At 67.4% G+C, this 26,749-nt stretch carries 24 protein-coding genes; 13 read left to right on the top strand and 11 right to left on the bottom strand.

The genetic code is table 11. The features are described 5' to 3' along the window. Positions 1-107 precede the first annotated feature (107 nt). The 3 genes from OHA40_RS09045 to OHA40_RS09055 all read left to right on the top strand — a co-directional run bounded on the left by OHA40_RS09045 (position 108) and on the right by OHA40_RS09055 (position 2,591). Positions 108-905, top strand: coding sequence for an SAM-dependent methyltransferase (locus OHA40_RS09045; protein WP_330232608.1), 798 nt, complete (start codon positions 108-110; stop codon positions 903-905). Between the two features lie 84 nt (positions 906-989). Then, entirely contained in the window at positions 990-2,099 is a 1,110-nt protein-coding gene (locus tag OHA40_RS09050) for an LLM class flavin-dependent oxidoreductase (protein ID WP_330232609.1), read from the top strand. A 138-nt stretch (positions 2,100-2,237) separates the two neighbouring features. Beyond that, positions 2,238-2,591: a CU044_2847 family protein gene (locus OHA40_RS09055; protein ID WP_330232610.1), complete on the top strand. Its 354-nt coding sequence runs from the start codon at positions 2,238-2,240 to the stop codon at positions 2,589-2,591. A 147-nt stretch (positions 2,592-2,738) separates the two neighbouring features. Here the strand turns inward: OHA40_RS09055 and OHA40_RS09060 are convergent, their stop codons facing one another. The 3 genes from OHA40_RS09060 to OHA40_RS09070 all read right to left on the bottom strand — a co-directional run bounded on the left by OHA40_RS09060 (position 2,739) and on the right by OHA40_RS09070 (position 4,883). After that, entirely contained in the window at positions 2,739-3,449 is a 711-nt protein-coding gene (locus OHA40_RS09060) for a hypothetical protein (protein WP_330232611.1), read from the bottom strand. Between the two features lie 116 nt (positions 3,450-3,565). Continuing rightward, the gene (locus OHA40_RS09065; protein WP_330232612.1) at positions 3,566-3,907 is read right to left on the bottom strand and encodes a PepSY domain-containing protein; all 342 of its coding nucleotides are present in this window, start codon (positions 3,905-3,907) and stop codon (positions 3,566-3,568) included. Positions 3,908-4,205: 298 nt separating this feature from the next. Further along, positions 4,206-4,883: a FadR/GntR family transcriptional regulator gene (locus OHA40_RS09070; protein ID WP_330232613.1), complete on the bottom strand. Its 678-nt coding sequence runs from the start codon at positions 4,881-4,883 to the stop codon at positions 4,206-4,208. 204 nt (positions 4,884-5,087) lie between these two features. Here OHA40_RS09070 and OHA40_RS09075 point away from each other — a divergent pair, with 204 nt between their 5' ends. The 3 genes from OHA40_RS09075 to OHA40_RS09085 are packed head-to-tail and all read left to right on the top strand — an operon-like array spanning position 5,088 to position 9,132. Continuing rightward, the gene (locus tag OHA40_RS09075) at positions 5,088-6,572 is read left to right on the top strand and encodes an amino acid permease (protein ID WP_330232614.1); all 1,485 of its coding nucleotides are present in this window, start codon (positions 5,088-5,090) and stop codon (positions 6,570-6,572) included. Beyond that, positions 6,569-7,642, top strand: coding sequence for an asparaginase domain-containing protein (locus OHA40_RS09080; protein ID WP_330232615.1), 1,074 nt, complete (start codon positions 6,569-6,571; stop codon positions 7,640-7,642). Before OHA40_RS09075 ends, OHA40_RS09080 begins: the two co-directional genes overlap by 4 nt. After that, positions 7,642-9,132, top strand: a complete 1,491-nt coding sequence (locus tag OHA40_RS09085) for an aspartate ammonia-lyase (RefSeq protein ID WP_330232616.1) — start codon at positions 7,642-7,644, stop codon at positions 9,130-9,132. Before OHA40_RS09080 ends, OHA40_RS09085 begins: the two co-directional genes overlap by 1 nt. Positions 9,133-9,187: 55 nt before the next feature. On the opposite strand, the gene ilvD is transcribed toward OHA40_RS09085, so the two are convergent. Next, the gene (gene ilvD / locus OHA40_RS09090; protein WP_330232617.1) at positions 9,188-10,894 is read right to left on the bottom strand and encodes a dihydroxy-acid dehydratase; all 1,707 of its coding nucleotides are present in this window, start codon (positions 10,892-10,894) and stop codon (positions 9,188-9,190) included. Between the two features lie 214 nt (positions 10,895-11,108). On the opposite strand from ilvD, the gene OHA40_RS09095 reads away from it, so the two are divergent. Further along, the gene (locus OHA40_RS09095) at positions 11,109-11,492 is read left to right on the top strand and encodes a helix-turn-helix domain-containing protein (RefSeq protein WP_330232618.1); all 384 of its coding nucleotides are present in this window, start codon (positions 11,109-11,111) and stop codon (positions 11,490-11,492) included. Here the strand turns inward: OHA40_RS09095 and OHA40_RS09100 are convergent, their stop codons facing one another. From OHA40_RS09100 to OHA40_RS09115, 4 genes are all read right to left on the bottom strand, one after another. Continuing rightward, positions 11,493-12,086, bottom strand: coding sequence for a ClpP family protease (locus tag OHA40_RS09100; protein ID WP_330232619.1), 594 nt, complete (start codon positions 12,084-12,086; stop codon positions 11,493-11,495). Positions 12,087-12,231: 145 nt separating this feature from the next. Next, positions 12,232-12,837, bottom strand: coding sequence for a ClpP family protease (locus OHA40_RS09105; protein WP_330232620.1), 606 nt, complete (start codon positions 12,835-12,837; stop codon positions 12,232-12,234). 199 nt (positions 12,838-13,036) lie between these two features. Next, positions 13,037-14,629, bottom strand: coding sequence for a hypothetical protein (locus OHA40_RS09110; RefSeq protein ID WP_330232621.1), 1,593 nt, complete (start codon positions 14,627-14,629; stop codon positions 13,037-13,039). 374 nt (positions 14,630-15,003) lie between these two features. Continuing rightward, positions 15,004-15,609, bottom strand: coding sequence for a TetR/AcrR family transcriptional regulator (locus OHA40_RS09115; protein ID WP_330232622.1), 606 nt, complete (start codon positions 15,607-15,609; stop codon positions 15,004-15,006). Between the two features lie 162 nt (positions 15,610-15,771). On the opposite strand from OHA40_RS09115, the gene OHA40_RS09120 reads away from it, so the two are divergent. Both OHA40_RS09120 and OHA40_RS09125 read left to right on the top strand, forming a co-directional pair. Further along, positions 15,772-16,980: an acyl-CoA dehydrogenase family protein gene (locus OHA40_RS09120; RefSeq protein ID WP_330232623.1), complete on the top strand. Its 1,209-nt coding sequence runs from the start codon at positions 15,772-15,774 to the stop codon at positions 16,978-16,980. Then, a complete protein-coding gene (locus OHA40_RS09125; protein ID WP_330232624.1) occupies positions 16,977-18,032 on the top strand; it encodes a phosphotransferase family protein in 1,056 nt (351 codons plus the stop codon). The genes OHA40_RS09120 and OHA40_RS09125 overlap by 4 nt, the downstream gene beginning before the upstream one ends. 130 nt (positions 18,033-18,162) lie before the next feature. Here the strand turns inward: OHA40_RS09125 and OHA40_RS09130 are convergent, their stop codons facing one another. Next, complete coding sequence (locus tag OHA40_RS09130) at positions 18,163-19,404, bottom strand: lipase family protein (RefSeq protein ID WP_330232625.1); 1,242 nt, start codon at positions 19,402-19,404, stop codon at positions 18,163-18,165. Positions 19,405-19,557: 153 nt separating this feature from the next. Then, on the bottom strand, positions 19,558-20,223 hold the full coding sequence (locus tag OHA40_RS09135; protein WP_330232626.1) for a hypothetical protein: 666 nt from the start codon (positions 20,221-20,223) through the stop codon (positions 19,558-19,560). A gap of 244 nt (positions 20,224-20,467) precedes the next feature. Between OHA40_RS09135 and OHA40_RS09140 the strand changes: the two genes are divergently transcribed. Continuing rightward, positions 20,468-20,965: a MarR family winged helix-turn-helix transcriptional regulator gene (locus OHA40_RS09140; protein WP_330232627.1), complete on the top strand. Its 498-nt coding sequence runs from the start codon at positions 20,468-20,470 to the stop codon at positions 20,963-20,965. Positions 20,966-20,974: 9 nt separating this feature from the next. After that, positions 20,975-23,527: an MFS transporter gene (locus OHA40_RS09145; protein WP_330232628.1), complete on the top strand. Its 2,553-nt coding sequence runs from the start codon at positions 20,975-20,977 to the stop codon at positions 23,525-23,527. A gap of 192 nt (positions 23,528-23,719) precedes the next feature. Here OHA40_RS09145 and OHA40_RS09150 read toward each other — a convergent pair whose 3' ends face one another. Beyond that, complete coding sequence (locus tag OHA40_RS09150) at positions 23,720-24,736, bottom strand: crotonase/enoyl-CoA hydratase family protein (protein WP_330232629.1); 1,017 nt, start codon at positions 24,734-24,736, stop codon at positions 23,720-23,722. A gap of 106 nt (positions 24,737-24,842) precedes the next feature. On the opposite strand from OHA40_RS09150, the gene OHA40_RS09155 reads away from it, so the two are divergent. Then, the gene (locus tag OHA40_RS09155) at positions 24,843-25,442 is read left to right on the top strand and encodes a TetR/AcrR family transcriptional regulator (protein WP_330232630.1); all 600 of its coding nucleotides are present in this window, start codon (positions 24,843-24,845) and stop codon (positions 25,440-25,442) included. Between the two features lie 220 nt (positions 25,443-25,662). Continuing rightward, a complete protein-coding gene (locus OHA40_RS09160) occupies positions 25,663-26,586 on the top strand; it encodes a cutinase family protein (RefSeq protein WP_442943960.1) in 924 nt (307 codons plus the stop codon). The last annotated feature ends 163 nt before the right edge of the window (positions 26,587-26,749 follow it).

Here is a 26,749-nt window from a genome sequence, read left to right on the forward strand (position 1 = left end):
TCGGTCGCCCCTGGGTGCCGGGTAGCCCGTCCGGTCGAAGCTACGCAGCACATCGGCGTCCCGCCGCCACCGACCATCTGGCCAGCACTGACCGAGGAGCTGAACCCATGACCAATGAGTACGAATCGATGATCCGCACCGACATCCCATCCTCCGCGCGGATTTGGAACTTCTGGATGGGTGGCAAAGATTTCTACGAGGTGGATCGCGTTGTCGGTGAGGCGAGCCTGAAGATCGACCCGGACATCGCGACCGTGGCCGTGCAGTCACGCCAGTTCCTCGTCCGAGTGGTGCGATACCTGGCCGGCGAGGCGGGGATCCGCCAGTTCCTCGACGTCGGCACCGGTCTGCCCACCATGCAGAACACCCATGAGGTCGCCCAGTCCGTGGCACCGGAGTCCAAGATCGTCTACATCGACAACGACCCGCTGGCGCTCACCCACGCGCGCGCCTTGTTGACCAGCACCACCGATGAAGGCGTTACCGCCTACTTCAACTGCGATTTCCACGACCCCGACCAGATCGTCGCCGACGCTCGCAATATCTTGAATTTCACCCAGCCGGTCGGGGTCATGTTCATGGGCGTGCTCGGCCATGCCCGCACATACGAGGACATGCTGCGCATCGTGCGCACCGTCATGGACGCGACTCCTTCCGGCAGTTATCTGGTGCTGTGGGACGGAACCCCCGACAGCCAGGCGTATGTGACCCTGTGTGAGGAGTACACCAAAACCGGTGGTGTGCCATATTTTCCACGCACCCAGGACGCGATCCGCGCGGCCTTCGACGGATTCGAGTTCGTCGAACCGGGCTTCGGTCCGATCACCGAATGGCGCAATGACGCAGTCCAGGTAGGCACGCCGCAGTCGATTTCCTCCTACGGCGGCGTCGCACGCAAACCATGACAGCGCCGGCAAATCCGCTCGAGCGACTGAATCATCCAATACGAACACACCACAACATGATCCCTGCAAAGAAGGTAACTCGAAATGAAGGTCGGATTCTTCATGCAGCCGGTTCACCCGCCGAACACACCCGTGCTCGAGGGAATTGCACAAGACCTCGACGAAATCGAGTTCCTCGACTCGTTGGGTGTCGACGAGGCGTGGTTCGGTGAGCACCTCACCGCCAAGACCGAGCCGTGGCCTGCCGGTGACCTGATCATCTCGCAGGCCATCCCGCGGACGAAGAACATCAAGCTCTGTTCCGGCGGCTATATTCCCCAGTTCTACCATCCGGCGGCACTGGCATTCCGGATCATGCAGCTCGACCACATGGCGCAGGGCCGGTACATGTGCGGCATCGCGGCCGGTGCCATATCCGGCGACTTCACGCTGACGAACGTCGACAACCTCTCGGGTCAGCACCGCGAGATGCAGGCCGAAGCGATCGAGATCATGAAGAGGATCTGGACCGAGCACCTCGACGGCGAGTGGGAGTTCAAGGGCAAGTTCTGGCATGTCCGCAATCCCGGCCACGGCCTGCTGATGGGTGACGAACCGACCAAGTGCTCCTATGGCTTCGGCCCATTCTGGAAGCCGTATCAGGATCCGCATCCGCCGATCGCCATCGCGGGTTTCTCGCCCAACAGCGCCAGCATCAAGTTCGCCGGTCAGGGCGGGCACATTCCGCTGAGCGTGTTCTTCAACGCACGATTCCTCAAGGGCCACTGGGATACTTACTCCACCGCGGCGGAGGAGAACGGCCACCAGGTCGACCGCAGCATTTGGCGGGTGAACCGCGAGATCTTCGTGGCCGACACCGACACGGATGCACGCGAATTCGTCCGCAACGGCCTTCAGGCCGAGGTCTGGCAGAAACACTATCTCGAGTTCATGGGCGGGTTCGGCTGGTTCGAGCACCTGAAGCACGACGACTCTGTGCACGACTCGGATATCACCATCGACTACTTGATGGATCACCTGTGGATCGTCGGTTCGCCGGACACCGTTCGCCAGCGTCTGGACGACCTGTACGGAGAACTCGGTGGATTCGGAACGGTACTGCCCACCAAGTACGACCACATGGGCAAGCAGGAGCAGATGTGGCACAGCCACGAACTCCTGATGGAGGAAGTCGTACCGAAGCTGTCCGTCTGACCGTGACCGTTGTGGATGATGTCCCTGTGCGGCCGAGGCGAAGCTGAGTATGGTGTGGTGTCCGTCGGATCGGACGCCGACCCGCCCGATAGCGGCGGGCGGACAACAGTTTTCGAATTTACGTAAGGGGTGGTTGGGGTGGCCGGTGGCCCGGTGGTCGAAATGCGGTTCGGGGGTGTGGACGTGCTCGTGGAAACGGTGAAGGTACCCGGCTCCGAACCCACTGGCACCGGCACCGGTACCGGTGCCGGGTCCGGGCGGGTGGTCGACGCGCTGGAGCGCGCCCGTGATGTGATCGCCGCCGCAGCGACCTCGACCGCGAACACGGTTCGCGAACTCGGGAACAAGACCCGGCCCGATCGCGTGGAAGTCGAATTCGGACTGGGGTTTTCGATGAAGGGCAATGTCATCGTGGCCAGCGGCTCCGCTGATGCCAGTCTCAAGATCAAACTCGTCTACGAGGCGCACACCGAGGATGCTCCGCAATCGTGAGCACCGACGAGGCCCTGACCAGTCGCTGATGCATGCACCGGATGAAGCGCCAGGACGACTGGCATGTCCTGGCGCTTCATAACAGTTGGATGCGTTCTCAGAACCCGCGCCTCGCCGTCTGAGCTCGGGCGGGCGGAGAAGACCGTCTTACCTGGGCGCCGGGGTGAACGGCTGATTGATCGTGGTGAAGTATTGGGCGAGTGCGGCGATGGCGACCGGGGCCGTCACGAAGAGCTGACCGGCGAGGGTGCCGAGCGCGCCCACGGCGAGGATGCCGCCGAGGCAGCCGACGGCCGCGGCGGGGATGAACGGTCCGAACATGCCGACAATGGTCGCGGCGGCGATGGTAGCACCGGCGATGCCACCGAGTACGCAGCCGACGATACCGCCGCCGATTCCGCCGACGGTGGTGCCGATCGCGGCTCCAGTTGCGACGGTGTCCTTCAAGCGCGTGAAGGCCGCGACTTCGCGTTCGTACGGCGTTCGCCACAGAGCCTGGTCTTCGAAAGGAAGTGCAACCGGCTGATACACCGCGTGCTCGAGGTCGAATTGCGGTGTGAGCGTGGCGGTTCGGCCCTTGACCTCGGCGGCGATGGGGAAGAGGAAATCGTCGACGCGGAACTCCAGCGGCGTGCCCGCGAGTACGGTGCCATTGGCTGCTTCGACTTCGAACACCCCGTTCTCGACCTCCATGGAACCCGAGTCGATGTCGATGACGACGCTCTGTTCGGATGTGGTTGCGGTGTAGTTGACGATTCCGCTGTCGGTGGGTTGCGGAGCGGCGCCGACGGTTCCGGCGGTAATGCCGGTAACCGCCACAGCCAGCGTGGAAATTGTCGCGATCCTGCGCAGAAACATGTTCTCGGAACCTAACCCGTGTGTATCGATGATGCGATTACGTGACGATTGATGCTGTCGGCGGGCAATTCGACAATCCGGGGTCCGGCAGGCGGATCATCGCGAATGCTCGGCTGTCAGTCCTGTTTCGCTGTGCCGAGTACGGCGCCGCTGTTCGAGTCGATAGTCACCTCGTGCTCGATGCCGTCGGACGCCCTGAGTTCGACCTCCCAGACCGTGGTTCCCCCTTCGCCGTCGAGTTCGGCGGAGATCACCGTGCCGCCCGGCACGGTCGCGAGCGCTTTGTCGATGGCCTGCTGCCTGCCGATGGTGGGGGCCGCGGTGAGCATCCAATCGTGCCCCTGGGTACTGGTGGCGGCACCCAGCGCTACCGCGCCACCGACCAGAAACGCGGCGACAGCGGCGCCGATGAGCAGCCAGCGCAGACCCGCGAGTGCGCGGCCGAGAATGGCATCCATGGTGAAACCTCCTGCGGAAGTCGTGGTCTCGAAGATGACCAGTACCGTCGCAGGGTGTGGCTGAAGGCAGCCTGAAGTCACCTGAAATCCGTTTCAGGAACTGTTCACGTGGTGCGACCGAGGCGCGGCAGGCGGCTCGGGCTCCGTGCGCGGCACAACGCTACTCACACCAGCGAGTGTCGACCGACGGACCAGCGGATCACACCCGTGTTGACGCAACCTTGACGGCAGCGGTGACAATGCCCACACGCGTGACCAGCAGCGGTTCGGCCGCGGGCACGCAACCGTATGGCATCGACTACTCGCCGATGCGGGCTATCGTCTCCGCTACCCGCTCCAGATGTTCCGCCATCGCTTGTTCCGCGGCCTCCGGCGAGCCCACTTCGATGGCCCGGACGATGGCCTCGTGTTCCCGATCGGAATCGGCGCGGCGGTCTTGGGTCAGATTGAGGAATTCCGACTGCGGGTCCAGCGCACGGCGGGTATCGGCGACCACGGCGGTCAGCATTTTGTTTCCGCTGGCTGCCGCGATCGCGGTGTGCAACTCGCCGTCGTAGCGGACCCACTCACGTACGTCGGTGGCTGCCGCCAGTTTGTCGAGCAACTCGAACAGGTGCTGCAGTTGGTCCGGCATGCGGCGCCGCGCCGCGAACCCCGCGGCGGGGATCTCGATGAGTTGACGAGCCTCGATCAGATCTCCGGCGTCCACACCGGCGAACGTCAGTTGCGCGCTCTCCTTCTTGGAGACGACGAAAGTGCCTCGGCCCGTTCGCGTTTCGGTGAGGCCCAAGGTCGCACAGGCGTGCAGCGCCTCGCGGACCACCGGACGACTGACGCCGAACTGTTGGGCCAAGGCGAGCTCGGCGGGCAAGCGGTCGCCTACCTCGTATTCGCCGCTTTGGATCAGGCCCTTCAGCCGACGAAAGACCGCTTCCGTGGCGCCGATGCGCTGCACCCGACCTTCTTCGACTGTCACGTGACCAAGTATGGAGATCCGCCGGTAGGGCGTCAAAACGCTCGGTCCAGCGAGTTTCGTTCGAGCCCGGCGTTGACAGCAGATGTGACCTGTATTACGGTCAACCTGTCTTACAGCCTGACCGCATGGCAGCTATACCCCTTCCGGGCTCGGTTGAGCAGCGCGCTGTCCCGCAGGCTGGATTTCGGCCCAAGGAAGGTTTCCATGACGCACCACGACGAATTGTCGGCCCGGCCAGCCACGCCAACACCAGCAGCGAAGGTCGACATCGGCGATGCCGGCTATCAGAAACAGCTACGCAAGCGCCATATGCAGATGATCGCGATCGGCGGTTCCATCGGCACCGGGCTGTTCCTCGGGGCCAGTGGCCGCATGGCGCTCGCCGGTCCGTCGCTGGCCATCGTCTACATCGTGTGCGGTGTCTTCACGTTCATGGTGGTGCGCGCGCTCGGCGAGTTGGTCATGTACCGGCCTTCGTCCGGCGCGTTCGTCTCCTACGCCCGCGAATTCCTCGGCGAGCGCGGGGCATATTCGGTCGGCTGGCTGTACTTCCTGAATTGGTCGACCACCCTGGTCGCCGACATCACCGCCGTGGCGCTGTACGCGCATTTCTGGTCGCTGTTCGTACCGATACCGCAGTGGGTCCTCGCGCTGATAGCGCTGGCGGTCGTCGTCGGGCTCAACGTCGTGTCGGTGCGCCTGTTCGGCGAGCTGGAGTTCTGGTTCGCACTGGTCAAGGTCGGCACCATCGTCGCCTTCATGGTGCTGGCCGTGGCGTTCCTCGTCACCGGCACACCGGTCGACGGGAATGTCCCCGGATTCTCCACGATCACCGACAACGGTGGTTTCTTCCCGCACGGCCTCGCTCCGATGCTCACCATCGCGCTCGGGGTGGTGTTCGCGTTCGGCGGGACGGAGATGATCGGCGTCGCCGCGGGCGAATCCGACAACCCCGGCGCCGTGGTTCCGAAGGCGGTCAACTCCATCATGTGGCGGATCATCCTGTTCTACGCCGGCTCGGTGGTCCTGTTCACGCTGCTGCTGCCGTGGACGGCGTACTCCCCCAGCGAGAGCCCGTTCGTCACCGTGATGAGCTCGATCGGGATCCCGCACGCGGGCGATGTCATGAACCTGGTCGTGCTCACCGCCGCGATGTCCAGCCTGAACGCGGGTCTGTACGCGACCGGTCGCACCTTGCGGTCGATGGCCGTGGCGGGAGCGGCGCCACGCTTCGCCGCGCGGATGAATCGCCATGGGGTTCCGTACGGCGGAATCCTGATCACCAGTTCGGTCGGCATCGCCGGCGTGGTGCTGAATCTCCTCATGCCCCAGAAAGCGTTCGAGATCGTGCTGAACCTCGCCGGGCTCGGCATCGTCGGGACCTGGGCTTCGATCATGATCTGTCACTGGATCTTCGTGCGGAAGTCCCAGCGGGGCGAGTACCGTCGACCCGCCTTCCGGCTGCCGTTCGCTCCGGTGCTCAACATCCTGACTCTCGGCTTCCTGGCCGGCGTCGTCGCGCTGATGTTCTTCGACGACGAGATCGGGCGGATCACGCTCGCTGTGTTCACCGTCGTCGTCGCGGCAATGGTCGCGGGATGGTTCAGGATCAGGGGGCGTCTGGATCCGGACGTGCTCGCCTCGACGGACCGCAAGGACGCGACCACCGAGGGAGCGCCGGGCGCATGATCAATCGCGGAACCGCACGTTCCCACGCGGCATTGCGAGTCCACGTCCTCTACACCGGCGGCACTTTCGGGATGGCCGATCGGGGCGCGGGCATGGGACCGCGTTCGGGAATCGGCGCCGAGATCGCGGACGTCATCACCCGATACGACGAGCTGACGGGCCGGTCGGTCGAGCTCCGGTACGCCGAATTCGACCGCGTCATCGACAGCGCCGAGGCCGACCCGGGCACCGCCTTCCGGATAGCGGAGTGGGTGCGATACAGCGTCGAATCGACGCGCCCGGATGGTGTCGTCGTCATTCACGGCACCGACACCATGGCCTATGTCGGCGCCCGCGTCGCGTTCGAACTGCGCGATCTCGATGTCCCCGTACTGTTCACCGGCGCCCAGATACCACTCGGCCACCCTGGCAGCGACGCGCAGCGCAACCTGCATCTGGCACTGGATTCGATTGCCGCACAACCGGGCCCGGGAACCTATATCGCTTTCGGCTCGGCTTTGCATCCCGCCCTGCGGGCCAGCAAACGCGCCTGCGACGACTACGACGGCTTCACCACCGTTCGGGAATTCACCCCGCCCCCGTCCCCGGCATTCCTCCCCCGACGACACAGCACGACTACCCGCCTTCCCGTCGGGCTGTTCACGGTCTTTCCCGGTCTGCACGCCGAACTTCTGACGGCGGCACTTCGGCAGTACCCGGGTGGAATCGTCCTCGAATGCTACGGCTCCGGCACGATGCCGCACGGGGCCGAAGTAATCGAGACGATCCGGACGGCGACTCGGCGCGGAACCCCGGTCGTCGTGATCACTCAGTGTGACAGCGGTTCGGTCGATCTCGAGCGATACCTGCCCGGGCGGGCCCTACTCGACGCGGGTGCGATCAGCGGAGGCGATATGACCAGAGAGGCGGCGCTCGCCAAGCTGGCCTACCTCGTCGACCTCGGGTTCTCCGGCGGGCAACTACGGGACTGGATGATGACCAACCTGCTCGGCGAGCTGTCGAATCCCGCGACGACCACGCCGCTTCCAACAGCTTTCCGCGAAGACGCCTTGACCGCCCGGAGCCGATGATGACCGACAGCACCCGTACCGAACGAGACTCGCTCGGTACCCGCACCGTCCCCTCCGGCGCGTACTGGGGCATCCACACCGCACGCGCGCTGGACAATTTCGCCATCACCGGAGACAGCATCGGGCGATACCCCGCGCTCGTCGCCGCACTCGCCGCGGTCAAGCAGGCCGCCTGCCGCGCCAACCGAGAACTCGGCATGCTCGACGTTCGTCGTGCCGACGCAATCGAATCGGCCTGCGACGAGATCCGGGGCGGCGCGCTGCACGACCAGTTTCCGATCGACCCCATCCAAGGCGGCGCGGGCACCTCGACGAACATGAACGCCAACGAGGTCATCGCCAACCGAGCGCTGGAACTGCTCGGATACGACCGCGGAAGCTACCTCGAACTGGATCCGCTCGACCACGTCAACCTCGGCCAATCCACCAACGACGTCTATCCGACCGCCGTCCGGCTCGCCGTCGTGCGGCACATTCGGGAACTCGTCGCGGCACTGCGCAGGCTCGCGGACGCGTTCGGCGCGAAGGCGGTCGAATTCGCCGACGTCATCAAGATGGGCCGCACCCAGCTGCAAGACGCCGTCCCCATGACGCTCGGACAGGAATTCGGCACCTTCGCGGTCATGGTTCGCGAGGACTGCGACCGGCTCGAGGAGGGCATCGCGCTGCTGTGTGAGAGCAACCTCGGCGGGACCGCGATCGGCACCGGAATCAACGGCCATCCGAGCTATCCCGCGCTGGCCTGCGCCCACCTGGCCGAGCTCACCGGCGAAGCCGTCACGCCGGCTGCGAACCTGATCGAGGCCACGCAGGATTGCGGTGCCTTCGTTCAGGTCTCCGGCATTTTCAAGCGTGTCGCGGTCAAACTGTCCAAGACGTGCAACGACCTGCGGCTGATGTCGTCCGGCCCCACAACGGGTTTCGGCGAGATCAATCTGCCGCCGGTTCAGGCCGGGTCATCGATCATGCCGGGAAAGGTCAACCCGGTCGTTCCGGAGATCGTCAACCAGGTTGCCTTCGAGGCCATCGGCAACGACCTGACCGTGACCATGGCCGCTGAGGCCGGGCAGCTCCAACTCAACGCGTTCGAGCCGATCATCGCCTATGGCATGCTGCGCACGACCACACATCTGACCGCCGCGGTCGACACCTTGGCGACCAAGTGCGTCGCGGGCATCACTCCCAACCGCGACCATCTCGAGCAGGGCGTTCGGCGCTCTGTCGGCATCGTCACGGCTCTGACCCCCTACATCGGATACGCGGCCAGTGCCCGCATCGCCAAACAAGCACTGCAAACCGGGCAATCCGTCGCCGAGATCGCGATCGAACTCGGCTTGCTCACACCCGAAGCGATCGAGGAAATACTCGGCGCCCGCCGACTCGCGGGCCTCGCGGGTGCGCCAGCCGAAACCACACCGCTGCGCCGCGCGCCGATGCGACCGGCGGAGATACGAGTCGAACGGAGCGGTCGTTTCGCAGCGTCCGATTGACGGCGCACGCCGCCCTGGATCGACGCGTTGCCAGAGCTCCGGGATGCTCTGAACTTCAATCGCAGACGGCGCCGATCGACGCCGAGCCCACCAGTTTCGTGTACTTCGCCAGCACACCGCGGGTGTAGCGAGGCGGCAGGGGTTTCCAACCCTCGCGTCTGCGGGCCAGTTCTTCGGCGTCGACCAGGAGGTCGAGAGTTCCCACGGCGACGTCGAGGCGGATCCGGTCGCCGTCGCGCACGAAGGCGATCGGTCCGCCGTCGACCGCTTCGGGGGCGACGTGCCCGACGCACAGACCGGTGGTGCCGCCGGAGAACCGTCCGTCGGTGAGCAGCAGGACGTCCTTGCCCAGGCCCGCGCCCTTGATGGCCGCGGTGATGGCCAGCATCTCGCGCATCCCCGGACCGCCCTTCGGGCCCTCGTACCGGATGACCACCACGTCTCCCGCCGAGATCGTGCCGTCTTCGAGAGCGTCCATCGCGGGCCGCTCGCGGTCGAAAACCCTTGCAGTGCCGGTGAAGACGTCGGATTCGAAGCCCGCCGACTTGACGACGGCGCCGTCCGGTGCGAGCGACCCGAAGAGGATGGTGATGCCTCCGGTCGGATGCATCGGCGACGCCATTGCCCGGATCACCTTGCCGTCGGGGTCCGGCGGGGCGATAGCGGACAGGTTCTCCGCCACCGTCCGCCCCGTCACGGTCAGGCAGTCGCCGTGCAGCAACCCGGCGTCGAGCAACGTCTTCATCAGCACCGGCACGCCGCCGATCCGGTCCACGTCGGTCATCACGTGCCTGCCGAAGGGTTTGACGTCGGCCAGGTGTGGCACCCGGCGACCGATGCGGGCGAAATCGTCCAGCGCCAAGTCGACGTTCGCCTCGTGTGCGATCGCCAGCAGGTGCAGAACGGCATTGGTGGAGCCGCCGAAGGCCATCACGACCGCGATCGCGTTCTCGAAGGCGGGTTTGGTCAAGATGTCCGCGGGGGTGATCCCCTGCCGGATCAATTCCACCACCGCCTCGCCGCTGCGCCGGGCGTAGCCGTCGCGGCGGCGGTCGGTCGCGGGCGGTGCCGCGCTGCCAGGCAGCGACATGCCGAGCGCCTCGGCCGCACTGGCCATGGTGTTGGCGGTGTACATCCCGCCGCACGCGCCCTCGCCCGGACAGATGGCCCGCTCGATGGCGTCGACGTCCTCGCGGCTCATCAGGCCGCGCGCGCAGGCGCCGACCGCCTCGAACGCGTCGATGATCGTCACCTCGCGCTCGCTGCCGTCGGACATCTTCGCGATTCCCGGCAGAATCGAACCCGCGTACAGGAACACACTCGCCAGGTTCAGCCTGGCCGCCGCCATGAGCATCCCGGGCAGCGATTTGTCACAGCCGGCCAGCAGCACCGCACCGTCCAGCCGCTCGGCCTGCATCACCGTCTCGACGCTGTCGGCGATCACCTCACGCGAGACCAGGGAGAAGTGCATTCCCTCATGTCCCATGGAGATTCCGTCGGACACCGAGATGGTGCCGAACTGCATGGGAAAGCCTCCGCCGGAGAACACGCCGTCCTTGCACCCCCTGGCGAGCCGGTCGAGGGAGAGATTGCACGGGGTGATCTCGTTCCAGGAGGAGGCCACGCCGATCTGCGGCTTCTCCCAATCCTCGTCGCCCATGCCGACCGCGCGCAGCATCCCGCGGGCGGCGGCTTTCTCCAGGCCGTCGGTGACGTCGCGGCTGCGCGGCTTGAGGTCGGAAACCTTCGGATTCTCCGGCACGGTTCCCTATCATCCTCGGTCGGGCGCGCGAACGGCAGCGACCACGCCGAACGGCATCAGCGCGATCAGACGAGCCCGGGCGCGCGCTGCCGCGGCGTGCATCGCGCCGGAGGATGAACTCCTTGGCGCGAGGCGGAATTCAGCGCAACTCGAACTCGTACGCCCTGAGCGTAATAGCGGGCAGGCCGGGGAGGCCGGACCGTACGCTCACACCATGACCGAGCATCCGAGACTTCACTCGATCCCGGGAGGACGCGACGACCGGTTCCGAGGGCCGGAACCGCGGACGGCTCCGGAACCGCTCTGGCGCGAGGCCCTCGGCGAACAGCTACGCACGCTTCGCCAGGATCGGCACGAGACGCTGGTCGAAACGGCCAAGCGGGCGGGCATTTCCCCGCAATACCTGTCCGAGGTGGAGCGGGGCCGCAAAGAGCCGTCGAGTGAGATGATCGCCGCTCTGGCGGGATCGCTCGGCACTACGCTGGGCGAGCTCGTCGAGCAGGTGGCGGATGAGCTTCGCGCGCAGCGCCGGGTCGCCTTCCTCCGGCCCGCGCCGCGCTCCGGCGCCGGGCCGACGCTCCAGGCGCTGGCCGCCTGATCAGTCGCGGGCGCCGAGCACCTGGTCGACCAAGCCGTAGTCGGCCGCTGCTCGCGCGGTGAAGACCCGGTCGCGGTCGGTGTCATGCCGCAGTCGCTCCACCGACTGGCCGGTGTGCCGGGACAGGATGGACTCGATCTCCGCGCGCATCCGCACCAGCTCGTCGGCCTGCAGGATGAGGTCGGGTATCGCGCCCTGGCCCCGCGCGGCAGGTTGATGCAGCACCACCCTCGCGTGCGGCAGCATGGCGCGGCGGCCCGGCTCCCCGCCTGCCAGCAACACCGCGCCCACCGCGATCGCCTGGCCCACGCAGGTGGTCTGCACCGGTGACTTGATGTGCTGCATGGTGTCGTACACCGCGAGCATCGAGGAGAGATCGCCGCCCTCGCAATTGATGTACAGGTTGATCTCCTGCTCCGGGCTCTCCGATTCCAGGTGCAGCAGCTGCGCGATGAGCGCGTTGGCCACGCCCGAGTCGATCGGCGTGCCGAGGTAGACGATCCGCTCGGCGAGCAGGTGCGAGTAGATGTCGGTGATCCGCTCACCGCCGCGCGGATGCTGCGCGATCACATTGGGGATGGTGTAAGTGCTCATGCTGTGTCCTTTCCGGCGTGCGCAGGCCCTGCGAGGTCGCGCACGCCGCCGCTTCCGAGCCTGACGCTCATGACTGCGCCTCGCTGCCGCTCGGCTCCGCCATGCGCGGTGCGCGCTGTGTCGATGATTCGCTCGCTGCGCTCGCTCATGCCGAGATACCGATGCGCTGCCGCTGGGGGACGACCTGTCCGAACGAGTCGACGATGTGGTCGACGAAGCCGTACTCCTTGGCTTGCGCAGCGGTGAACCAGCGGTCGTGCAGCGAGTCCTCGTAGATCCGGTCGAACGGCTGGCCGGTGTCCTCGGCGATGATGCCGAGCACCGTCTCCACGGTGTAGCGCAGATCGTCGGCCTGGACTTCGACGTCGACCGCACTGCCGCCGATACCCGCCGACCCCTGATGCATCAGCACCCGGGCGTGCGGCAACGCGAAACGCCGACCCCGGCTGCCCGCCGACAAGAGAAACTGCCCCGCGCTGCACGCCAATCCGAGAGCGAGCGTCGAGACCTCGCACGGAACCAACCGCATCACATCGCGGATGGCGAGCATCGATGGGACCGATCCGCCCGGGGAATGGATCCAGAGCGAGATGCCCGCCTCCGGGTCCTCCGCGGCGAGAGTGAGCAACTCCGTCATCAGCAGCGTCCCGTTGTCGTCGTCGAGCGGGCCGTCCAGCACCAGTACGCGGCGGCTGAGCAGTTGCTCCCTGGCCCGCCAGCTGAACATCGGGGTCTTGTCGTCGTGAGCCATGCCTCCACGGTGCCTCAGTCGACCCGCGAAACCGCTGCCACGCTGCCCTCGGCAGATCTGCTCTCAGCAGCTATCGGCGAACGCCGAGAACATCCTGCGCGGCTCCAACCGCTGGTACACGATCGACCCGCCCCCGGAAACGACGATGCCCGTCGAACGGTTTGCGTCGACGGGCATCGTTGCTGGAGAACGGGTGTGGCTAGGATTCGCGGCCCGCGGTCGAGGCGGACCGCTGCCTGTTGGTGCGGGCGCGGCGGCGTTCGGCCTGCAGTTCGGCGAGTTCCTGCTCGAGGATGTCGGCGACGCGGAACGAACCGGTGTCGTAGATGTCCGGGGTGCGGGCCGTCGCGGGCGGCTCGAGATCGGGCTTGGGACTGTCCTTGCCGTTCTTTGCTTCCGCCGTTGGGGTCTCGCTCTTCGCGTCGGCAAGCGGGCGCCGGGGCGTAGGGGTGATCTCCGGCAGCGCGGCGGTCGGGGTTTCGCTGTCGGATACCGAGGTTCGCGGTGTGGCCGGGGGCCGGACAACCGCCTTGGCGGGGGCGGGCTCTTCGGTGGGGACCCGCGTCGCGGGGCGCTCGTCGGCCGTGGTCGCGGGAGCCGCCGACGGCGCGACGGGCTCGCTGGTCGGGGCGGGATTCTTGCCGTTGGCCGAAGCGGCACTACTCTTCGCGGCAACCGCGGCTTCGGTGGTCTCGGCCTGCACCGGCGTGGTGGTAGGCGTCTCGAAGCTCTCCATCGCGTCGAGTGCTTCGATGGTCTCGGGCAGCAGCGGCTTCCGGGGAGACTCGACGGGTGCGCGCTTCGGCTCGGCGCGCACCGGAGCGGGACGCTCGACGGGATGCTCCGGCGCGTCATCGGTTTCGTCGACGACCGCCTCCGTGACCTCCTGCTCGATCACCTCGACCGGTGGCGCCGCCGGATACTGGGCAACGTCCGGCTGATCGTGCGGCACGCCGGACGTGATCGCCTCCGGCGGAACCGGCATCCGGTACCTGGGCAGTGTGAGCCGAATCTGCTCGGCCGGGTCGGGGAGCTCGCGGACCTGCTCGGTGGCTCTGGCGATGGCGAGGCCGTAGCGTGCGCTGGCGGCATCGTGGATGAGCAGCGCGACGCCGATCATCACCGGCGCGATGGCGTGCACCGCGGCGTCGTACCACGCGCCCGCGCGCAGATACGGGTAGGTGTTGAGGCTGACCGTCAGTGCCAGCAGGGCGATTTCGGCCGTCGCGACCTGGCGACGGTTGTCGACCACGCCCCATTCGGCGACCTTGTTGGTGCCGATCATGATGATGATCAGGCAGACGCTGATCATGCCTTCGAGCAGATAGCTGAACCAGTACAGCGGATCGGTCGCCCCGCCGGGCGCGATGTTCTGCTGGACGTTGACCGCCGACCACAGCATGCCCGCCGCGACGACACCGGCCAGCGCGCGCAGCGACCAGGATCTATGCCGGTAGAGCGAGGCCAGCTTCGCGTGCGGGCTTGATTCGCGTCGCTGCGCGGCAATCGCCTTGCGGGCGAGCAGGAGATCTCGCATGTCGGCCTTCTCGATCGCTTCGGTGGTCTGCCTGGCCCGGTCCGAGGCCGCGGCGGTAGCCTGCGCCTCTTTCCAGCGCTGTCCGCGCTCCTGAGTGCGAATCCGTTCGGCTAGTTCACGTTCGGCATGCAGTTCGTCCTCCGACAGCGCCTGGGTCAGCGCGGGATCGAACTGGTAGGCGAGCCGTCCACGGGCCTTCTCGACCCGTCTCGCCAGCTGTGTGACCTCGTCCTCGATGGGATGTTCGATGACCATCAGCGCTCCCTGCACGGGAGATTCGATGGCAGACAAGTGATCACGTATGGCAACGGCACACCCCATTCATAGTCGATGCACTGCTGCAAGCGAAACCTATTCATTTGCCATCCCGTAAAACTATTCGGCGTGCCGCGGACGACACGCGTCGGCCTACAGCACACCCTCGGCATCGAGCCGCGCGCCGAACCATTGATCACCCTATGCTGAGGTGGCGCGCTTTCCCTTCGCGGCGGCGCGTGCGCTCCCGCGGAGCGTTTCGGATACGCCGGTGTCGCCGAGATTCACCACTCGGCGGCACCGGGCCGAATTCTCCCGGAGAGCATTTCGAGACTTCACGCGAAATCGAAACCGGTCGGCAATGGGCGAGTCGATCAGCCCCGACCGGCCGCGCGTTCGGCGTCCACCGAGTCGAGCACCCGCGACAGCGTGTCGAACAGCAGCCGGTCCAGCAGGTTCTGGTCGACATCGGCACGGGCCAGCCACTGCACCGTCAGATCTTCGGCCATCGCCCACCACGACCGGACCACCAGACGCTCGGCGGTCGTCGGCTCGGCCCGCCCGAGCGCGTCGAACACCCGATCGGTCAGCTCGTCGTGCATCCGCTCCATGATCGACTCGAGCACCGGATCCTGGCCCGCCGCGCGGAGCAGGCTCACCAGCGGTCCGCTGCGCCTGCGCATGTAGCCGACGAAGTTGGCGATCATCGACGCGAGCGGGTCGGCGGCATCCGGGTCGGGACCGGTGCCGCGGAGGAATCGCTGCGCGGCGGCGCGGACGAGCTGGGCGTAGTAGTCCTGCTTGGTCGGGAAGTAATGGAAGAGCAGCCCCCGTGAGATGCCGGCTTGCTGCGCGACCGCGTCGACGGTGATCTGGTGCCAGGGCCGGTCGAGCAGCATGCCCAGCCCGATCCCGATCAGCTGTCTGCGCCGGTCGTCCGCCGAGCGGCGGCCGCCGGGCTCCGCGGCAGCCTCGGTCATCCAGCCTCCTGTGTCGTGCGGGACAGCCGCACTCGGTCGGCGCGATAAGGCGCTGCGCAGTAGTTTCTCATCACGCGTGCTCTATTGAGCAATGCTCAATAATATGCTACCAATGACCCGACCGGAAGTTGAGCAATGCTCAGCGCAGCCTCGAGGATGGGTATGGACTTCACGCATTCCGACCGAGCCGTCCGCCTCACCGACCAGGTGCGGCAGTTCGTGCGGGACGAGATCGAGCCACGCGACGAGGAGTACGCGGCCTTCTTGCGCGAGTCGCCATGGGCGGTCCCGCCGGTGGTGGAAGAGCTCAAGGACAAGGCGCGGGCCGCGGGACTGTGGAACCTCTTCCTTCCCGATCCGGAACTCGGCGCGGGCCTGAGCAACGTCGATTACGCCCCGATGGCCGAGGCGATGGGCAGCTCCGGCTGGGCGCCGGAGGTGTTCAACTGCAACGCCCCCGATACCGGCAACGCCGAGGTGCTGCTGCACTACGGCAGCGCGGAGCAGCGCCGGGAGTGGCTGGAGCCGCTGCTGGACGGCACGATCCGCTCGGCGTTCTGCATGACCGAACCCGAGGTCGCCTCCTCCGACGCGACCAACATGGCCGCGACCGCCGTAGTCGACGACGACGAGATCGTGCTCAACGGCCGCAAATGGTGGAGCACCGGCATCGGCCATCCGAACTGCAAGTTCGTCATCTTCATGGGACTCACCGACCCGGCGGCGCACCCCTATCAGCGCCACTCCATGGTGCTGGTCCCGCTCGACACACCCGGTGTGCGGATCGAGCGCATGCTCAGCACCTTCGGCTACCTGGACGAACCCTACGGACACGGCGAGGTCACCTTCACCGACGTGCGGCTACCTGTGGACGCCGTGATCGCGGGGCCGGGACGGGGCTTCGAGATCGCGCAGGGCCGCCTCGGCCCGGGCCGTATCCATCACTGCATGCGCGCCATCGGGCTCGCCGAGCGCGCGCTCGAACTGGCCTGCCGTCGCAGCCTGTCGCGCACCGCGTTCGGCAAGCCGCTGGCCAACCTCGGCGGTAATCGGGAGCGCATCGCCAACGCGCGCGTCGCGATCGATCAGGCCAGGCTGCTCGTGCTGCACACCGCCTGGCTGCTGGATACGAAGGGACTGGCCGGCGCGCGCAGCGAGGTGTCCCAGATCAAGGCGGTCGTGCCGAGGATGACCCAGGAAGTCCTCGACATGGCGATCCAACTGCACGGCGGCGCCGGTCTTTCCGATGACTTCCCGCTGGCACGCGCCTTCGCGGGCATTCGGTCGCTGCGCTTCGCCGACGGTCCCGACGAAGTGCACCTCGGCGTGATCGCCCGGCAGGAACTGCGTAAGTACGGGACCGACCGGTGAGCGCGCCGGAGCCCGCCGCCGTGCGCGCCGAGGACGCCTTCGACGTCGCGGCCATGCACGCCTGGCTCGCCGATCAGGTGCCAGGCCTCGAGGGGCCGCCCGAGGTGCGTCAATTCGCCGGCGGCGCTTCGAATCTCACCTATCTGCTGCGCTATCCGGACCGCGATCTGATCCTGCGCCGGCCACCGGCGGGGACGAAGGCCGCCTCCGCGCACGACATGGGCCGCGAGTTCTCGGTACAGCAACGGCTGCGTCCGCACTACCCGTACGTGCCGCGGATGGTCGCCCGGTGCATCGATCCGGGTGTGATCGGCAGCGAGTTCTACGTGATGGAACGCGTGGCGGGCACGATCCTGCGCGGTGATCTGCCGGACGGGATGAGCCTGTCCAATGATCAGGCGCGGCGACTGTCGACCACGGCTTTCGACTGTTTGATCGAACTGCACGAAGTCGACCCGGTGGCCGCGGAACTCACCGAACTCGGCAAAGGCGCGGGCTACGTCGGCCGTCAGGTCGCGGGCTGGTCGCGCCGGTTCGTCAACGCGCGCACCGACAATGTCAGCGATTTCGCGGCGGTGATGGGCTGGCTGGAGGGCAATCAGCCCGCGGACGTCGCGACCACCGTAATCCACAACGACTTCCGGCTCGACAATCTCGTGCTCGACCCAGCGGGTTCGGGCGCGATCGTAGGCGTACTCGACTGGGAGATGGCGACTCTGGGCGATCCGCTGATGGATCTCGGTGGCGCGCTGGCCTACTGGGTGCAGGCCGATGACGACGAGACCATGCGGTCTTTCCGCCGTCAGCCGAGCCATCTGCCCGGCATGCTGACCCGCGCGCAGATCGTCGAGCACTACTGCGCGCGCACCGGTCATCCGGCCGAGAACTGGCCGTTCTATGAGGCTTTCGGACTGTTCCGCCTTGCGGTCATCGCCCAGCAGATCTACTACCGCTACCACCACGGCCAGACCACCAATCCGGCGTTCAAGGACTTCTGGACGATGATCAACTACCTGGACTGGCGCTGCCGGAAGGTCGCCGGAATCGAGTAGGGGGCGGCAGCCCCCGGTCGTCGGCCGCTGCGGCACTGCACAGACCGATCCCGCGGGAGTATCCGGAGTTCACCGGCACGCCGTCGTCGCGGAGCGTTCTCCTCGATCCAGCCGACAGGCGTCGACCGGATCAGCGCCCGAACACTATCGAGGCGATATTCGCTGTCGTGCAGCCGCTTTCGGCTGGAACCCCGGTGAATCGCTCGCGCAACCAGGCGACCACACTGTGCTCGGCGAGCGTGTTCAGCGTCAGATGCTCGCTCAGGTGGTCGCGGATGTAGCTGACGCGCGCGGCGGGGTCCCGGCAGTAGGCGGCGAAGAGGTCGTCGGCCGGGCCGATGGGCACCAGCCAGTCCGCGGCGGCGTGGTAGAGAAAGACCGGGGCGTCGGGGACCGACTTGCCCATCCTGGTGCGCGCGAATACGTCCCGCATGATCGACGTGTGCAGCAGACCGCCCCGCACCAGACTATCGATGTCGAGAAATGGTTCCGTCATGGCCTGTTTCAGGACGCACATCCGGTCCTTCGCGGCGAGCAGCTCGCGTCCGCGCGGTGTGACGTTCGCACGCAGGAAGGCGTCCAGCTCCGGTTCCTCGCGCGCGAGCCCGATGATCGCGGCCGCGACCAGACCGGCGCCCGGCCCCTTGTTCGCCTCCCGCGACAGGACCTCGAGATCGACATCGGTGCCGCCCGAGACGACGCCGACGAGATTCACCTCCGGTGCGTAGGCCGCACGCAATTCCGCTCCGTGCAGCGTGGGGATCGAACCGCCGGAATAGCCCCACATCGCCACCTCGGTGTCCGCACCCGGCAGCCCCAGCGGACCGAACCGCTCCGCGGCACGAATGCCGTCCAGGGCGATCCGCGCGGCCAGCGGTCCGTGGGCGAACGCCGCGTTCGGCCCCTGATGGTCGGGCACCACGACGGTCCACCCCTGCGCCAGCAGCGCCTGGGCGCCGCGCAGCGGATCCAGCTGGCCGTCCAGCAGACCCGCCTGCACCGACCGGCGCACTGTGTACGACGGCGCGCAGTAGAGCCCGGTGGAGTCCTCAGCCGGGTGCAGCGACACCAGCTCGCCGGTTCCGGCGCGGGGTTTCAGTAGCGTCGCGATGGCGGCGATCGGCTGGTCGGCGCTGTTGTTCGACCGATAGGACACCTGCCACGCCTCGGCATCCAGCGAAGCGCCGAGCTGGTTCGCGATCTCGACCGGCCGGGCGGCGATGATCTCGCCCGGCCGCTTCGACGCGACCGAGCCGGCCGACGGCCGATAGAACGCGTCCTGCTCCGGCGGTGCGGGCTCCACCATCGAAACGTCCGGCGACGCGACCGACGGCACCGGCATCGCCAGAAGAACCGAAAGCGCCACTCCCACAGCCGCACCACATCGTGCGAATCCCACCGACGACCTCCCCTGCACCGACCCGACATGCACCGCATTCGCCGCCGATCGCTCCGGCAGTGAGAGCGTAGCGAAATCCGCTGCGCTCGAGGGTCATAACGACGACGGGCCAGAAGATCGGGGTGGTCAGTTCGGTGCGGCGATCTTGATGATGGTGGATTTGCCGCCGCTGTCGGCCACGGTGACGAACTGGCGATAGGTGCGGTTCGCCGCGTCGGGTCGCAGCTCCGTGATGACCACGTCGTAGCGGCCGTCGAGCATGGAGGTGATCATGACGCAGTGCTGGGTTCCCAGAGGGACGGAGGCGATACCCGCGTCGATCACGGCCACCGGTGGCACGGCGGCGTCCGGGGCGGTCAACGATCGGGCGGCCGTTCCCGAGCGGGCCACGTAATACGCGTGCTGGAAGGCCAGGATCACGTCCGGACCCGAGTCGACCGAACCGGTGCCGTTGCCGCGCACCAACTGCTCCCCCCGGATCGGCTCACAGCCGGGGCCGCCGCCGAGCACCGGGTCGGCGACGGTGGCCGATTGCCGTGGTGCGGACGCCGCGTCCGTGTACACCAGCACCAGCGCCGCCGCGGCGAGCGAGGCCGCCATCCCGACGCCGCCGACCAGCCAGGCACGGCGTGGTCCGCGCCGGGAACGGCGCCGACCGCGGGGCGCCGGGCGCCGTTCCCGGCGAACGCGGTGCGACGGACGCTGCGGCGCGATCATCCCGGGCCACGTGGGCACCCGGTCGGGCCCTGCCCGGCCGGGGCGACCGCCGGGCTCGGACGTGTTCGACGACATGATCTCGCCGCACCCCCTTTTACCGGTGCCTACTCGGCCACCGTGGGTTCCCACTCAATGCCGTTGCGCAGTAACAACATTGCATATTTCAGTGGATCCTGTCGGTCGAATGGTCAACAGACAAGGCCGAACGGCACGGTGACCCACCTCGCAAATGTCCGGCACCCACGGATGTATAGTTGCCAAAAGCAACTAGTTGTCTTTGCTAACTAATCCGCTGTTGGAGAACGTCGAGGTAAGCGCCATGTCCACCACCGCTCGCGAGCGTGTCGTCACGGCGGCCGACCTGGTGGCCGCCGACGAGCTCGGCAAGCAGCTGGTCCGGTTCGTACGAGCGGTCAACCGGGCGAAGGCCCAGCCGGCCAAGCCCGGCCCGGACGGACTGGAGCGGCTGGCCTACTCCGTACTGTTCTGCCTGGTCCACGACGGACCACAGCGCGCGGGCAGGCTCGCCGAGCTGTTGCATGCCGAGGCCTCCACCATCAGCAGACAGAGCAGATCGCTCGTGGCACACGGCCTGGTGGAGCGCCGGGCCGATCCGGTCGACGGCCGCGCGTGCGTACTGGCGGCCACCGCGGAGGGCGTGCGCGTCTTCGAGGAGAATCGCGCGCTGCGCAATCGGTGGCTGGCCGACATCCTGGCCGACTGGTCCGCGCGGGACCGGGACACCTTGACCGTTCTGCTCGACCGGCTCACCGCAGGAATCGAGACAACTCCCCGACAGCCAGCCGATCCGAATTAGGGCTCATCCATGACGAATTCCACCACCCAGGCTCCGCGGGACCTGGACGCGGGCGCGGGCACGTCACTGTCGCACCGGCAGATCCTGACCATCCTGTCCGGCCTGCTGCTCGGCATGTTCCTGGCCGCACTCGACCAGAACATCGTCAGCGTCGCGATCGTGAAGATCGCCAACAGCCTGCACGGTTTCGACGAACAGGCCTGGGCGACAACGGCCTACCTGATCACCGCGACCATCACCACGCCGCTGTACGGCAAACTGGCCGACATCTACGGCCGAAAGCCGTTCTATCTCTTGGCGATCGGACTGTTCATCATCGGTTCGGTGGCATGCACCTTCGCCACCTCGATGTACCAGCTGGCCGGGTTCCGCGCCTTCCAGGGCCTGGGCGCGGGCGGGCTGATGTCGCTGGCGTTCACCATCATCGGCGACATCGTCCCGGTCCGGGAGCGGGTGCGCTACCAGGGCTACTTCATGATGGTCTTCGGCACCGCGACCGTGCTCGGTCCGGTGCTCGGCGGCTTCTTCTCCGACTACGCAGAGCTCGGCGGCATCGACGGCTGGCGCTGGGTGTTCCTGGTGAACGTCCCGGTCGGCGTAATCGCCCTGCTCGTGGTGGCCAAGGTGCTCAACGTGCCGCACCAGCGCCAGAACCAGCGCATCGACTGGTTCGGCGCGCTGACCCTGACGATCTTCGTCGTGCCGCTGCTGATCGTCGCCGAGCAGGGCAGGCACTGGGGATGGTCGTCGGAGCGGGCGCTGATCTGCTACGGCATCGGGGCGGCGGGCTTCCTGCTGTTCGTTCTCGTCGAATTCCTGATGAAGGACGCGGCGCTGATCCCGTTGCGGCTGTTCCGGAATTCGACCTTCAGCGTCACCATCGCAGGCGGTTTCATCGTCGGTGTCGCGATGTTCGGCGCGATCACCATGGTCCCGCAGTACTTCCAGGTGGTGCGCGGCTACTCGCCGACGAAGGCCGGGCTGCTGATGCTGCCGCTGGTGCTCGGCATCACTATCGGCTCGCAGACGGCCGGGCGGATCACCAAGCGGACGGGTCGCTACAAGATCCTGCCGGTGACCGGGACTTTCATCGTCGCCGTCGGCGCGACGCTGTACGCGCAGGTGCACTACGACAGCCCGCTGTGGCAGCCTCTGATGTACGGCGGTGTGATCGGCCTCGGGCTCGGTTGTTGCATGCAGACATTGATCATCGCCGCGCAGAACGCCGGACCGCGCTCGGACATGGGCGTTTCGACCGCGTCGGCCACCTTCTTCCGGCAGATGGGCGGCACCCTGGGCGTCGCGGTGTTCCTGACGATCCTGTTCAACCTGTTGCCGCACCGGATCACCGACGCGTTCGGCGGCCGGCTGCCGCCCGGCTTCGGCCCCGAGCAGCTCGGCGGCATACAGTCCAACACCAGCGGCATCGCGGCCATGCCCGACGAGCTGAAGATACCGATCCTCACCGGGTTCACCGACTCCATGCACGGTGTGTTCTACGCGGCGGCGGGGGTGGCGCTGCTGGCTTGCGTGGTGCTGATGTTCATGAAAGAGATTCCGCTGCAGGATAATCCGGTTCCGGCGAGGCCGATCGACGAGCCGGAGGATGCCGAGTCGCAGTGGGACGCGGACCAGGTCTGGGAGGGCGCGGCGCAAGCGCTGTCGCAACCGGAACCGGTGCTCGCGGCGGCGGGCAAGCACGACTCGGGCGACCCGGCAGGCAATGGCGCGCGGCACCTCGAGTTGCACGCGAGCTTCGGCGCGCAAGACGTTCCGTCTCTCCGCGGTCACGTCCGCCGCGAAGACGGCCGCCCGGTGTCCTCCGCCGCGCTGACTCTCATCGACCAGCGCGGACGTCAGGCCGGGCGGGCGACCGGCGGCTCCGACGGCGGTTACATCGTCGACGCGCCCGAGACCGGTCGGTACGTGCTGATCGTGTCGGCCGCCGGGCATCAACCGGCGGCGGTCGACGTCACCGCCGGAGACCGGACCCAGCAGGTCGACATCACGCTGCGCGGCTCCGGGGAGGTGTCGGGCGTGGTCCGGTCGCGCACCCGGGGAGAGCCGCTCCCCGGCGCGACCGTCACTCTGACCGACCCGGACGGCGAGGTCGTCGGGTCCGCCACCGCGGCGTCCGACGGCGCCTACCTGTGCCATGGCCTGGTACCCGGTAGCTACACCCTGGTGGCGATCGCCGAGCACATGCGTCCTGGCGCGACCACGCTGACGGTTCCGGACAACCGGCCCCTGCACCATGACATCGAGCTCGCCCCGATGGCGGTCCTGGCCGGAACAGCGTGGTCGGACGGCGGGCGGGCGGCCTCCGATGTCCAGATCAGCGTGCTCGACACGGCGGGCGTACTCACCGCGACGACACGCACCGACGAGAACGGCCACTACGTGGTCACCGATCTCGCCGAGGGCGACTACACGATCGTCGCGCGTGGCTACCCGCCGGTGACCAGCCGCGTCACGGTGTGCGGCGGCGAGGTCGCGCACGACGTGCGGATGGGCCACGACGTCGAGGAGGAGGCGGCCGGAAAGGTTCCGCCCGCCCGCTGACCGGGCTCGGACGTGGTGACCGGACCTCGCGGTCGAAGGCCGCACGGTGGCCACTACATCGGGCGAACTGTCGGTGGCACGTCGCCGACCGCGCGGACGAGATCGTCGGGGGCACATCGACCATGGCGAGTAGCCGCCGATCCGGCAGCGGCATCGCTACGGGCCTCGCCGACGGTTGGTCGACCGAGTGTTCTACCGCTCGGACCGATTGCGTTTGTGATCGCCGAACGGCTCGTCGCGCTCCCGGACCGCCGCGCGGAAACCGACTGTGGCGGCACGGGTTTGGAAGGCGTAGCCCTCCTTGGTGTGCCGGGAGATGCCGTCGAAGACGGTGCTGATCATGCCGGAGTTGGCGACACCCTGGGCATACAGCGCCGAGTTGAGTGCCAGCTTGGCCATCATGAGCTGGTTGACCGGCATGCGCGCGATCCGCGCGACGAATTCCTCGGTGCGCGCGTCGAGTTCGTCGGCAGGCCAGGATTCGAGCGCGAGGCCCCACTCGACGGCCTGTTTTCCGGTGAGGCAGTCGCCGGTGAACAGCAGACGCTTGGCGCGCTGGTCACCGAGGCGATGCGCCCACATGCCCGCGGCCGGGACACCCCAGACGCGGGTGGGCGGATAACCGATCTTGGTGTCGTCGGCGCAGATGATCTGGTCGGCGAACAGGGCGATATCGCTGCCGCCCGCCACGGCGAAGCCGTGCAGCTTGGCCACGGTCGGCTTGTTCGCCTGCATCATGCTGGCGAACCCGCGGTTGAACCGGCTCATCATCGCGTAGTCGATCATCGGGTCCCAGGTCTGTGCCGGGTCGTGGTTGCGGCCTTGCACCACCGGATCGACGACCGTCCCGGCTACGTCGTCGGGGCCGCCGGTCACGGTGAAACCCTGCTCGGCGAACATGCTCAGGTCGTACCCGCCGCAGAATCCCTTGCCGCGCCCGGACAGCAGGATCACGTGCACCCGCGGATCCAGATCGGCGCGCTCGACCGCGTGCGCCAGATCATGTGGGGTGTCGGGGGTGATCGCGTTGCCTTTCTCCGGCCGGTTGAAGGTGATGCGCGCGATGCGGCCGTCCCGCTCGTAGGTCAACGTGCGGTACTCACGGGCGTCGTCCGGCTCGGGGCGGCCTGCCCACGGCGACTCCGGTGACTCGGCCCAATTGCGATACCAGGCGGCCGAGGGGTCATCCTGGAGTTCATTGTCGGTCATCGTTTTCCCTTCGACATCGGCCGAACCCGGTATCCGCAGTCTGGCCCACCTGACGTTTGACAGTCAATACTGACTGTGAAATCGTCCCGGCGACGAAGGGAGCCCGATGGCCGGACCACGTGAGGAGCAGAAGCGGGCGACGCGCGTCCGCATTCTCGACGCCGCGGCCGACCTCCTGGCCGAGCGGGGCTACTCGGCGCTGTCCACCCTGGGGGTGCAGCGCGCGGCGGGCATCAGTCGCGGGGCGCTGCTACACCACTTCCCGACCATCGGCGCGCTGGTCGCCGGACTGGTCGCTCATCTGGTCGCACGCAACGAAGCGGCCGTGCGGGAGGTCGCCGATCGGCTGGGCGCCGGCTCCGATCCGGTGGTGCGCACCCTGACCGCGTTGTACGAGTCGATGACACGCCCGGCGGCGCAGGCCGAGTTCGAATTGTGGGCGGCCGCGCGCACCGATCCGGCGCTTGCCGAGGCGTTGCGTGCGGCCGAACGACAGGCCGGGCGCGACCTACACCGCGTGGTCGACACGCTGTTCGGTCCGGAGGTCGTCGCCCATCCGCGCTATCCGGCCGTCCGCGATCTCACGGTCGCGATACTGCGCGGCACCGCGATGTCCCGGCCGCTGCGCTCGACCGAGCGCGCCGCCACGGCAACCATCGATCGATGGGCGGAGGCCATTGTCATCTTGTTCACCCACAGTCCATAGCAATCAGCCGGAGTGCGGCGCAGCTGGTCTATTGTGATGCGCGTCACTCGTCGCGCCGATTGTGTCGCCTCGCATAGTCTCGCTATCCTGGCTGCACTTTGAGACCACCGAGTCTCAGTGCTGCCTTCGACGGGGCCGGGTCCGACCACCGCACGGCACCGGCGGGGGCCTATTCCTGCCGGTGAGCGCCTGCGGCGCGTGGACTACCAGGAGCGAACGCATGCGATCGAAGTTGATCTCGGCAGCCATCGGTATCGCGGCGATGACGCTGTCCTGCGCCGGCCCTGGCAGCGGGCCCGCCGCAGCCGCACCGGATTGCCCGAGCATGTACGTGGTGGCGATCCCGGGAACATGGGAGACCACCGACCGGCCGGACGGCGACCCGCCCGGCCCCGGAATGCTCGCCGGGGTCACCAACGGACTTCCCTCCTCGGTGCGCGTGGACTACGTCAGCTACGCCGCGACGGCGTTCCCGTGGGAGAGCGACGTCTACGGCGCCTCCAAGCGCGAGGCCGTGGACAGCGCGCGCGGCATGATGACGGCGATGGCCAGGGAGTGCGGTGCGACCAAGATCGCGCTACTCGGCTACAGCCAAGGAGCGGACGCCGCAGGGGATCTCGCCGCCGAGATCGGCACCGGCCTCGCCGCCGTGCCGCCATACCGGATCGCGGCGGTCGGACTCATTTCCGATCCGCGCCGCTCCCCCACCGACGCGCTGGTCGGGCCGCCGGTGGGCGGTGCGGGCGCGGGCGGTCCCCGGATCGGCGGTTTCGGTTTCGTCAGCCCGCAGACCCGCACCATCTGCGCGGTCGGCGACCTCTACTGCGCCACGGCAACGGACGATTTCGTGACCCGCTTCGCGGGGTTCCTGGCCCAGACCTCCCATCCGGACCCCGCAAACCTCTGGCGCTACCAGCTCGAAATGAACGCCATCGTCGGCGACCTCATGTCCAACGGCGGGATCACGCTGTTGCAGAGCCAGCTGTCGGAGTCGGCCAACCAGGAACGGGCGCGGCTGCTCGACGAGTTCTACCGCTCCCAGGCCCATACCGCCTACGGCAACTACCCCGTCGGCGGTGGCGCGACCGCGCTGTCTTGGATGCACGACTGGCTGAGTTCGCTGGCATTGAGCGGCGGCACGTAGAGGGCCAGGAGCGCCCGGCACGCGCTGAGACCCCGGTGAATCGGCCGCCGCGTGGGCATACAACCGATGTGCCGCCGGAGCCGATACGGCGACGCCCTGGCGTTCGAAGGGCCGGGTCGCCGGTCGGCCATCACCCGAACGCCGGGCGAAGTCCGGACCTAGG

Origin of the sequence: Nocardia sp. NBC_00508 (genome assembly GCF_036346875.1) — a bacterium.
In the GTDB taxonomy this organism is placed as follows: domain Bacteria; phylum Actinomycetota; class Actinomycetes; order Mycobacteriales; family Mycobacteriaceae; genus Nocardia.

What these genes read in the sequence shown, in the direction of transcription:
- OHA40_RS09045 (WP_330232608.1), top strand. Translation starts at nt 108, where the DNA reads ATGACCAATGAGTACGAATCGATGATCCGCACCGACATCCCATCCTCC.
- OHA40_RS09050 (WP_330232609.1), top strand. Translation starts at nt 990, where the DNA reads ATGAAGGTCGGATTCTTCATGCAGCCGGTTCACCCGCCGAACACACCC.
- OHA40_RS09060 (WP_330232611.1), bottom strand. Translation starts at nt 3,449, where the DNA reads ATGTTTCTGCGCAGGATCGCGACAATTTCCACGCTGGCTGTGGCGGTT.
- OHA40_RS09065 (WP_330232612.1), bottom strand. Translation starts at nt 3,907, where the DNA reads ATGGATGCCATTCTCGGCCGCGCACTCGCGGGTCTGCGCTGGCTGCTC.
- OHA40_RS09075 (WP_330232614.1), top strand. Translation starts at nt 5,088, where the DNA reads ATGACGCACCACGACGAATTGTCGGCCCGGCCAGCCACGCCAACACCA.
- OHA40_RS09080 (WP_330232615.1), top strand. Translation starts at nt 6,569, where the DNA reads ATGATCAATCGCGGAACCGCACGTTCCCACGCGGCATTGCGAGTCCAC.
- OHA40_RS09085 (WP_330232616.1), top strand. Translation starts at nt 7,642, where the DNA reads ATGACCGACAGCACCCGTACCGAACGAGACTCGCTCGGTACCCGCACC.
- OHA40_RS09095 (WP_330232618.1), top strand. Translation starts at nt 11,109, where the DNA reads ATGACCGAGCATCCGAGACTTCACTCGATCCCGGGAGGACGCGACGAC.
- OHA40_RS09100 (WP_330232619.1), bottom strand. Translation starts at nt 12,086, where the DNA reads ATGAGCACTTACACCATCCCCAATGTGATCGCGCAGCATCCGCGCGGC.
- OHA40_RS09105 (WP_330232620.1), bottom strand. Translation starts at nt 12,837, where the DNA reads ATGGCTCACGACGACAAGACCCCGATGTTCAGCTGGCGGGCCAGGGAG.
- OHA40_RS09110 (WP_330232621.1), bottom strand. Translation starts at nt 14,629, where the DNA reads ATGGTCATCGAACATCCCATCGAGGACGAGGTCACACAGCTGGCGAGA.
- OHA40_RS09115 (WP_330232622.1), bottom strand. Translation starts at nt 15,609, where the DNA reads ATGACCGAGGCTGCCGCGGAGCCCGGCGGCCGCCGCTCGGCGGACGAC.
- OHA40_RS09120 (WP_330232623.1), top strand. Translation starts at nt 15,772, where the DNA reads ATGGACTTCACGCATTCCGACCGAGCCGTCCGCCTCACCGACCAGGTG.
- OHA40_RS09135 (WP_330232626.1), bottom strand. Translation starts at nt 20,223, where the DNA reads ATGTCGTCGAACACGTCCGAGCCCGGCGGTCGCCCCGGCCGGGCAGGG.
- OHA40_RS09140 (WP_330232627.1), top strand. Translation starts at nt 20,468, where the DNA reads ATGTCCACCACCGCTCGCGAGCGTGTCGTCACGGCGGCCGACCTGGTG.
- OHA40_RS09145 (WP_330232628.1), top strand. Translation starts at nt 20,975, where the DNA reads ATGACGAATTCCACCACCCAGGCTCCGCGGGACCTGGACGCGGGCGCG.
- OHA40_RS09150 (WP_330232629.1), bottom strand. Translation starts at nt 24,736, where the DNA reads ATGACCGACAATGAACTCCAGGATGACCCCTCGGCCGCCTGGTATCGC.
- OHA40_RS09155 (WP_330232630.1), top strand. Translation starts at nt 24,843, where the DNA reads ATGGCCGGACCACGTGAGGAGCAGAAGCGGGCGACGCGCGTCCGCATT.
- OHA40_RS09160 (WP_442943960.1), top strand. Translation starts at nt 25,663, where the DNA reads ATGCGATCGAAGTTGATCTCGGCAGCCATCGGTATCGCGGCGATGACG.